Here is a 7,335-nt window from a genome sequence, read left to right on the forward strand (position 1 = left end):
AGAGGACGCCGCCCCCCTCACCCCCGCGCAGGCCTTCGACGCCCTCTGCGCCCGCACGGCGCCCACCCTGGTCCGCCAGACCTACCTGCTCACCGGCCGCAGGGCCCTCGCCCAGGAGTCCGTGGAGCGCGCCTTCCAGACGGCGTGGCAACGCTGGCCCGAGGTGGCCGTCGACCGCGACCCCGCCGGCTGGGTCCGCGCCGCGGCGTACGAGTACGCGATGTCCCCCTGGCACCGCTTCCGCCCCAGCCAGCGCCACCCGGACGCCCCGCCCGCCGAACCGGCCGACCGCGCCTTCCTCGACGTACTCCTCGACCTGCCGCCCGCGCAGCGCCGCACCCTGCTGCTGTACGACGGCGTCGGCCTGGACCTGCCCGAGACCGCGGCCGAGACGGAGGCGAGCACACCCGCCGCCGCGAACCGTCTGCTGCACGCGCGCGAGGCCATCGCGGCGAAGCTGCCCGACCTGTCGACCCCCGAGGCGCTGCACCGGCGCCTGGGCGAGGTCGGCGGCGCCGAGAAGCTGCGGACGCCGAGGGCGGACCGCGTGCGCACCGGGAGCGAGCACCGGGCCCGCTTCTGGACCCGCGCGGCGATCGCGTTCACGACGCTGATCATCGGGGCGACGGCCCTGACCCTGAAGACGGCCCCGACGCACTACGAGCCCCCGCAGTCCCCGGGCAAGGCGATCAGCGGCGTACCGCCCCGCATGGGCCCGGGACCGCTGTCGTACGAGGACGAAGAGCTGCGCGCGAAACTCCGCACGCAGCTCCCGAACGGCCCGGAACGCCTGACGCCGCAGCCGGAGTAGCGGGGGCGCGACCAGCCCTCACGGCGCGGCGGCGAGGAACGACAGTGGGCCCGCACCTCTTCACGAGGTGCGGGCCCACTGTCAGAGGCTGGGTCAGCCCGCCAGGATGGCGCGCGCCAGCTTCGCCGTCTCGGTCGGCGTCTTGCCGACCTTGACGCCGGCGGCCTCGAGGGCCTCCTTCTTCGCCTGCGCCGTGCCGGAGGAGCCGGAGACGATGGCGCCGGCGTGGCCCATGGTCTTGCCCTCGGGCGCGGTGAAGCCGGCGACGTAGCCGACGACCGGCTTCGTCACGTTGGCCTTGATGAAGTCCGCCGCGCGCTCCTCCGCGTCGCCGCCGATCTCACCGATCATCACGATCAGCTCGGTGTCGGGGTCGGCCTCGAAGGCCTCCAGCGCGTCGATGTGCGTGGTGCCGATGACCGGGTCGCCACCGATGCCGACGGCGGAGGTGAAGCCGATGTCACGCAGCTCGTACATCATCTGGTAGGTCAGCGTGCCGGACTTGGACACGAGACCGATCTTGCCCGGCTTCGTGATGTCGCCCGGGATGATGCCGGCGTTCGACTGGCCCGGGGTGATGAGACCGGGGCAGTTCGGGCCGATGATGCGGGTCTTGTTGCCCTTCGCCTTCGCGTACGCCCAGAAGGCGGCGGAGTCGTGGACGGCGATGCCCTCGGTGATGACGACGGCGAGGGGGATCTCCGCGTCGATCGCCTCGACGACGGCGGCCTTGGAGAAGGCCGGCGGGACGAAGAGGACGGAGACGTTGGCGCCCGTCTTCTCCATCGCCTCGGCGACGGTGCCGAAGACCGGGACCTCGGTGCCGTCGAAGTCGACGGACGTGCCGGCCTTGCGCGGGTTCACGCCGCCGACGATGTTGGTGCCGTCACCCAGCATGAGCCTGGTGTGCTTCATGCCCGTGGCACCGGTCATGCCCTGGACGATGACCTTGCTGTCCTTGTTGAGGAAGATAGCCATGGCTGTTCTTTCCCTCGTCCCTTACTTCGCGGCCGCGAGCTCGGCGGCCTTGTCGGCCGCGCCGTCCATGGTGTCCACGCGCTGCACGAGCGGGTGATTGGCGTCGCTCAGGATCTTGCGACCCAGCTCCGCGTTGTTGCCGTCGAGGCGCACGACCAGCGGCTTCTCGACCTTCTCGCCCTTCGAGGCGAGCAGCTCAAGGGCCTGCACGATGCCGTTGGCGACCTCGTCGCACGCGGTGATGCCACCGAAGACGTTGACGAAGACGGACTTGACGTCCGGGTCGCCGAGGATGATCTCCAGGCCGTTCGCCATGACCTCGGCGGAGGCGCCGCCACCGATGTCGAGGAAGTTGGCGGGCTTCACGCCGCCGTGGTTCTCACCGGCGTACGCGACGACGTCCAGGGTCGACATGACCAGGCCGGCGCCGTTGCCGATGATGCCGACCTCGCCGTCGAGCTTGACGTAGTTGAGGTTCTTGGCCTTGGCAGCAGCCTCGAGCGGGTTGGCTGCGTCCTTGTCCTCGAGCGCCTCGTGCTCCGGCTGACGGAAGTCGGCGTTGGCGTCCAGGGACACCTTGCCGTCCAGGGCCAGGATGCGGCCGTCCTTGGTCTTCACCAGCGGGTTCACCTCGACGAGGAGCGCGTCCTCGGCGACGAAGGTGTCCCACAGGGTCACCATGGCCTCGGCGACCTTCTCGGCCACCTCGGCCGGGAACTTCGCCTGCGCGACGATCTCGCGGGCCTTCTCGATGGTGACGCCCTCGACGGCGTTGACCGGGACCTTCGCGAGGGCCTCGGGGGTCTTCTCCGCGACCTCCTCGATGTCCATGCCGCCCTGCACCGACGCCATGGCGAGGAAGGTGCGGTTGGTGCGGTCGAGGAGGTACGAGACGTAGTACTCCGCCTCGATCTCCGGGGACAGCTCGGCGATCATCACCTTGTGGACCGTGTGGCCCTTGATGTCCATCCCGAGGATGTCCGTCGCGCGAGCGACGGCCTCGTCGGGGTTCGCCGCCAGCTTCACGCCGCCGGCCTTGCCGCGGCCACCGACCTTCACCTGCGCCTTGACGACCGACTTGCCGCCAAGCCGCTCGGTGGCCTCGCGCGCCGCCTCAGGCGTGTCGATGACTTCACCGGCCAGCACCGGTACACCGTGCTTGGCGAAGAGGTCCCTCGCCTGGTACTCGAACAGGTCCACGCGCGTCCGTCCCTTATCCGTGATCTCGCTGCTTTGCGGTCAGCTGTCTGCGTGGGCGTGCCGCGGAGGGCAACGTGACTGCGCTGTCACAGGGGAGGCGTAGGACGGAGTCCATTACGCGGCATGTCCGTCCCGCAGGTTATCGCCGCAGGACGTAGGTCCCTAAATTGCAGATCACATTTGGGCGGTGATGACGGTCACAGATCGTGTCCGCCGCGCCCGGGCTGGCGGCAGAAGGGGCGGCCCCCGCTGCGTCGGGGGCCGCCCGTTTGCTCACGTTGCTCCAGCGATCAGCCGGTCTCTCAGGCGGTGTACGGGGCCTGGGAGGCGACGGCGTCGTGGGTGGGCAGGTAGTCCGGCGTGATGTCGCCCGTCACACCCTGGACGCCGGCGACGGCGTTGCCCGCGAGCGCCTGGGCGTCCGGGGCGACCGTGCCGGCCACGTCCTGCGCGAACGGCTGCACCTGCGAGACGACACCGCCCGCGAACGGCCGCACGTCCCCGGTGACGCCCTGCGTCAGCCCGTACGCGCTGCCGCCCACGCCCTCCACGACCGGCCGCACCTGGTCCGTGACGCTCTGCACGAGCGGCGTGACCGAGCCGACGACGCCGCCCGCGAACGGCCGCACGTCCTCGCCGACGACCGCCTGCGCGAACGGCGGGACCTCCCCGACGACCCCGCCGGCGAACGGCTGCACGTCGCCGACCACGCCCTGCGCGAGGTACGACACGTCACCGACGGCCTGCCCGGCGACCGGCAGCACGCCGTCGACGGCGGTGGCGGCGACGGGCGGCAGCACGGACGCGGCGGTCTGGTCGACGACCGGGGAGGCGTCGGTGGTGACGTCGGCGGCCGCCCCCGTGGCGGTGGCCGTGGCCGTGCCGGCGACGTCCTGGGCGTGACCGGGGCCCTGGGCCGCGCGGCCCAGGGCCTGCTCCAGGTCGGGGGCGAAGGCGGAGAGGGGCCCGAAGAGGTAGTCGACGTCGGCCACGGAGTCGGGGGCGTCGACGGGAGCGTCCGGGGCCTGGACGTGCCGCTGGACGTGGTCCTGCGGCAGGTCCAGCGGCACGTCCTGCGACAGGTCCCGCACCTTGTCCCGCGACAGGTCCCGCACCTGGTCATGCGCCTGGTCGCGGTCGACGGAGGCGACGGTGCCGCGCGCGTCGGACGCCTTCTCCTTGACCTCGGAGATCTTGCCCTCGGCGACCTCGGAGATCTTGCTCTCGGTGGCGCCCCGGGCCTTGGTGACGTCCACCTCGGCGACGTCGCTCTTGGCGCCGTCGACACCACCCTTGATCTCGTCGACGGCGCCCTTGACGTCGTCGGCACCGCCCTTGACGTCCGCGACGGTGTCGGACGCCTGGTCCGGCACGGCGATGGAGTGCTGGGGCAGCTCGTCCGCGCTGGCGACGGCGGAGCCGAGCGCCCAGGCGCCGGTGACACCGGCGGCGATGACGATGGAACGGCGGATGTTCTTGTTCATGCTTGCGTCGGATCCTTCGAATGCGAGCCCGGCGACCGTCCGACCGTCCGATGACGTGTCGACTGACGTGTCGACTCATCTGTCGACTGACGTGTCGGCGTCGAGCTCTGGCTTTGAATCCGGTCCTACGGAGATCCAGGATGTCCTACGGAGATCCAGTGATGAGGGATGTCCGGTGACCGGCGGGCAGACCTGTTCCGCCCCCGCGCGGCAGGTCGTCGCGGGGAAAGGGCTGCCCTAGCCAGGGAATTCGGGGATGTCCCGGTGTCTGTCGCGGGTGGGTGCGTGGTCCGGGCCGAGCCCGGGACCGGACAGGTGCCGGACCGGCGCCCGGCCGCCGAACGCGGCGGCGTGCAGATCGCCGTGCCGCGAGGAACCCCCGTCACTCGCCGTCGCGTTGACGACGCTCCCGCCCGGCGACGCGGGTACGGGAAGGGACGGGCGTCCGGTGCCGAACTCGCCCGCGACGGGGCCACTGCGGGCGTCGCCGTGGCGCACCGACTGACCATCGGCCCACCAACTCGCGCTCGCCAGGGCGGAGTCGACTCGCGGACCGACCGGCCGGCGCTCATCCTGACGCTCCCGCTCCCGCTCCGACGCCGCGTCACCGCTCTTGCCCGCCGTGCCCGGCGACTTCGCTTCCTCGTGTCCGGGAACGGGTTCCGCACCGCTGCCCCGCCCGGCACCGTCACCGTCACCCGAACCGGGCAACGCCCCCCGATCGGGAAGCAGCCCCGCCGGATCCGGCGCCTTGTCCAGGGACCCGGCGACTCCGTTCACGACGTCACGGACGGGACGCACGACGGGGCGTACGGCGGGACGCACGACGGGGCGTGCAGCGGGACGTACGGCCGGTTCCGTCACCGGCTCCGCGGCATGCCGCACCGTACGAGCGACAGGCTCGGCGGCCGACCCGGCAACGGGCGTGGCGGCTGGCTCGGAGACCGACTCCGTCGCCCGCTTCAAGGGCTGAGTCTGCCCCGCCGGCACCGCGTCACCATCGCCCACGAGCCCGTCCGCCGCCTGCGCCCGCCCACCGAAGAGCAGACCGAGCGCGAGCAAGCCCCCCAGCACCAGCACCACTTGCAGCGCACGCCGCCCGGCCGCCGCGCGCACGAAGCGCACCACAGCACCGGACGGAACGGCCGCAGCCGCGGAGACTGACGTCAAGACGAAGAAGTCCTCTGGGAAACGGAAACGGGGCGGACTGAGCGGGACTCAGCAGGACTGAGTGGGACCGAGCACGGCGGAGTGGGACTGAGTAGCCGTGGAGTGAGGCGGAACCCACCGCTCCGGGGGAAGCGCGTCGATCCTCGCACGGGACGCCCGCCGGAGCGCAAGCCCCCTGTTACCGATGCGCATTCATGTCCGGTTCCCCACGCTCGTGTCCGGTATGGGAAGAGGGCGCCTTTCGATCGCCGCGGCCATCACCTCCGGGAAGAGGTCCGGCGTACAGGCGAACGCCGGCGCACCCAGCGCCGAGAGCGCCGCCGCGTGTTCGTGGTCGTACGCGGGCGTCCCTTCGTCGGAGAGCGCGAGCAGCGTCACGAACTGCACCCCGGACGCCTTCATCGCCGCGACCCGCTTCAGCATCTCGTTGCGTATGCCCCCTTCGTAGAGGTCGCTGATGAGGACGACGACCGTGTCGGCGGGCCGGGTGATCTGCGACTGGCAGTACGCCAGCGCCCGGTTGATGTCGGTCCCGCCGCCCAGTTGGGTGCCGAACAGGACGTCGACCGGGTCGTCGAGCTGGTCGGTGAGGTCGACGACGTTCGTGTCGAAGACGACGAGCCGCGTGTCGAGCGAGCGCATGGACCCCAGCACGGCACCGAACACCGAGGCATAGACGACGGACGCGGCCATCGACCCCGACTGGTCGATGCAGAGGACGACCTCCTTCTTCACGGACTGGGACGCCCGCCCGTACCCGATGAGACGCTCGGGGACGACCGTGCGGTACTCCGGCAGGTAGTTCTTGAGGTTCGCCGCGATCGTGCGGTTCCAGTCGATGTCGTGGTGGCGCGGCCTGCTGATCCGAGCGCTGCGGTCGAGCGCGCCGGTGAGCGTGGAACGGGTCCGCGTCGCGAGCCGCTTCTCCAGGTCGTCGACGACCTTGCGCACGACGGCGCGCGCGGTCTCCTTGGTCGTCTCCGGCATGGCCTTGTTCAGCGAGAGGAGCGTGCCCACCAGGTGCACGTCCGCGTCGACGGCCTCCAGCATCTCGGGCTCCAGGAGCAGCGTGGAGAGCCCCAGCCGGTCGATGGCGTCGCGCTGCATGACCTGGACGACGGACGAGGGGAAATACGTCCGGATGTCCCCGAGCCAGCGCGCCACGGACGGCGCCGAGGCCCCGAGCCCCGCCGAACGCTCCCGCTGCCGGCCGCCCTTGTCGTCCCCTCCCCCGTACAGCGCGGTGAGCGCGCCGTCCATCGCCGCGTCCCGCCCGGCGAGCGCGCACCCCGTCCCGTCGCCGCCGCCGTCGCCGCCGAGCACGAGCCGCCACCGCCGCAGCCGCTCATCGGTCCCTCCGGCCATCCCGGTCATCCCGCCACCCCCGCAAGGTCGTCCCTGTCGCTGTCCGTCTCCGCGGGCAGCCCGAGCAGCAGCCGCACGACCGGCTCGACGGCGTCCGCGCGCACGGCGTCGAGCTCCCCGCCGAAGCCCGGCACACCGCCTCCGCCCACCGCGGTCCCCGCCCCGGCCGTCTCCCGCCGCACCAGCTCGCCCAACGTCCGCCGCACGCCCGGCTCGTACGCCGAGAAAGTGCGCCGCAACAGCGGCAGTACGTCGACGAAGGCCGCGTCCGACACCCCGCACAGCCAGTCGTCGACCAGCCCGAGGAGCCGCTCGGCGTGCACGAGC

General features: G+C 71.8%; 7 protein-coding genes. 1 reads left to right on the forward strand and 6 read right to left on the reverse strand.

Going from position 1 to position 7,335, the window contains the following annotated elements:
• On the forward strand, positions 1-811 hold an 811-nt coding region (locus AOK22_RS34145), incomplete at its 5' end, for a SigE family RNA polymerase sigma factor (protein ID WP_055702594.1).
• Positions 812-904: 93 nt separating this feature from the next.
• Here the strand turns inward: AOK22_RS34145 and sucD are convergent.
• The 6 genes from sucD to AOK22_RS34175 form a co-directional block, all read right to left on the reverse strand.
• Positions 905-1,789 (reverse strand): succinate--CoA ligase subunit alpha, encoded by an 885-nt coding sequence (gene sucD / locus AOK22_RS34150; RefSeq protein ID WP_055702595.1) that lies wholly within the window; start codon positions 1,787-1,789, stop codon positions 905-907.
• A 21-nt stretch (positions 1,790-1,810) separates the two neighbouring features.
• Complete coding sequence (sucC, locus tag AOK22_RS34155; RefSeq protein WP_055702596.1) at positions 1,811-2,989, reverse strand: ADP-forming succinate--CoA ligase subunit beta; 1,179 nt, start codon at positions 2,987-2,989, stop codon at positions 1,811-1,813.
• A 302-nt stretch (positions 2,990-3,291) separates the two neighbouring features.
• The gene (locus AOK22_RS34160) at positions 3,292-4,473 is read right to left on the reverse strand and encodes a hypothetical protein (RefSeq protein ID WP_055702597.1); all 1,182 of its coding nucleotides are present in this window, start codon (positions 4,471-4,473) and stop codon (positions 3,292-3,294) included.
• A 237-nt stretch (positions 4,474-4,710) separates the two neighbouring features.
• Positions 4,711-4,971 carry a hypothetical protein gene (locus AOK22_RS41650; protein WP_157872367.1) on the reverse strand — a complete coding sequence of 87 codons (261 nt, stop codon included), beginning with the start codon at positions 4,969-4,971 and terminating at the stop codon, positions 4,711-4,713.
• Positions 4,972-5,835: 864 nt separating this feature from the next.
• On the reverse strand, positions 5,836-7,017 hold the full coding sequence (locus tag AOK22_RS34170; RefSeq protein ID WP_055702599.1) for a vWA domain-containing protein: 1,182 nt from the start codon (positions 7,015-7,017) through the stop codon (positions 5,836-5,838).
• A partial coding sequence (locus AOK22_RS34175; protein WP_244165218.1) for a DUF5682 family protein occupies positions 7,014-7,335 on the reverse strand: 322 nt, incomplete at its 5' end. The genes AOK22_RS34175 and AOK22_RS34170, both read right to left, overlap by 4 nt.

It is taken from the genome of Streptomyces silaceus, from assembly GCF_001419745.1.
GTDB classification, from domain to species: Bacteria; Actinomycetota; Actinomycetes; order Streptomycetales; family Streptomycetaceae; genus Streptomyces; species Streptomyces silaceus.

Coding starts and splice junctions, on each gene's coding strand:
- AOK22_RS34160 (WP_055702597.1), bottom strand. CDS start 4,473: ATGAACAAGAACATCCGCCGTTCCATCGTCATCGCCGCCGGTGTCACC.
- sucD (WP_055702595.1), bottom strand. CDS start 1,789: ATGGCTATCTTCCTCAACAAGGACAGCAAGGTCATCGTCCAGGGCATG.
- AOK22_RS34170 (WP_055702599.1), bottom strand. CDS start 7,017: ATGACCGGGATGGCCGGAGGGACCGATGAGCGGCTGCGGCGGTGGCGG.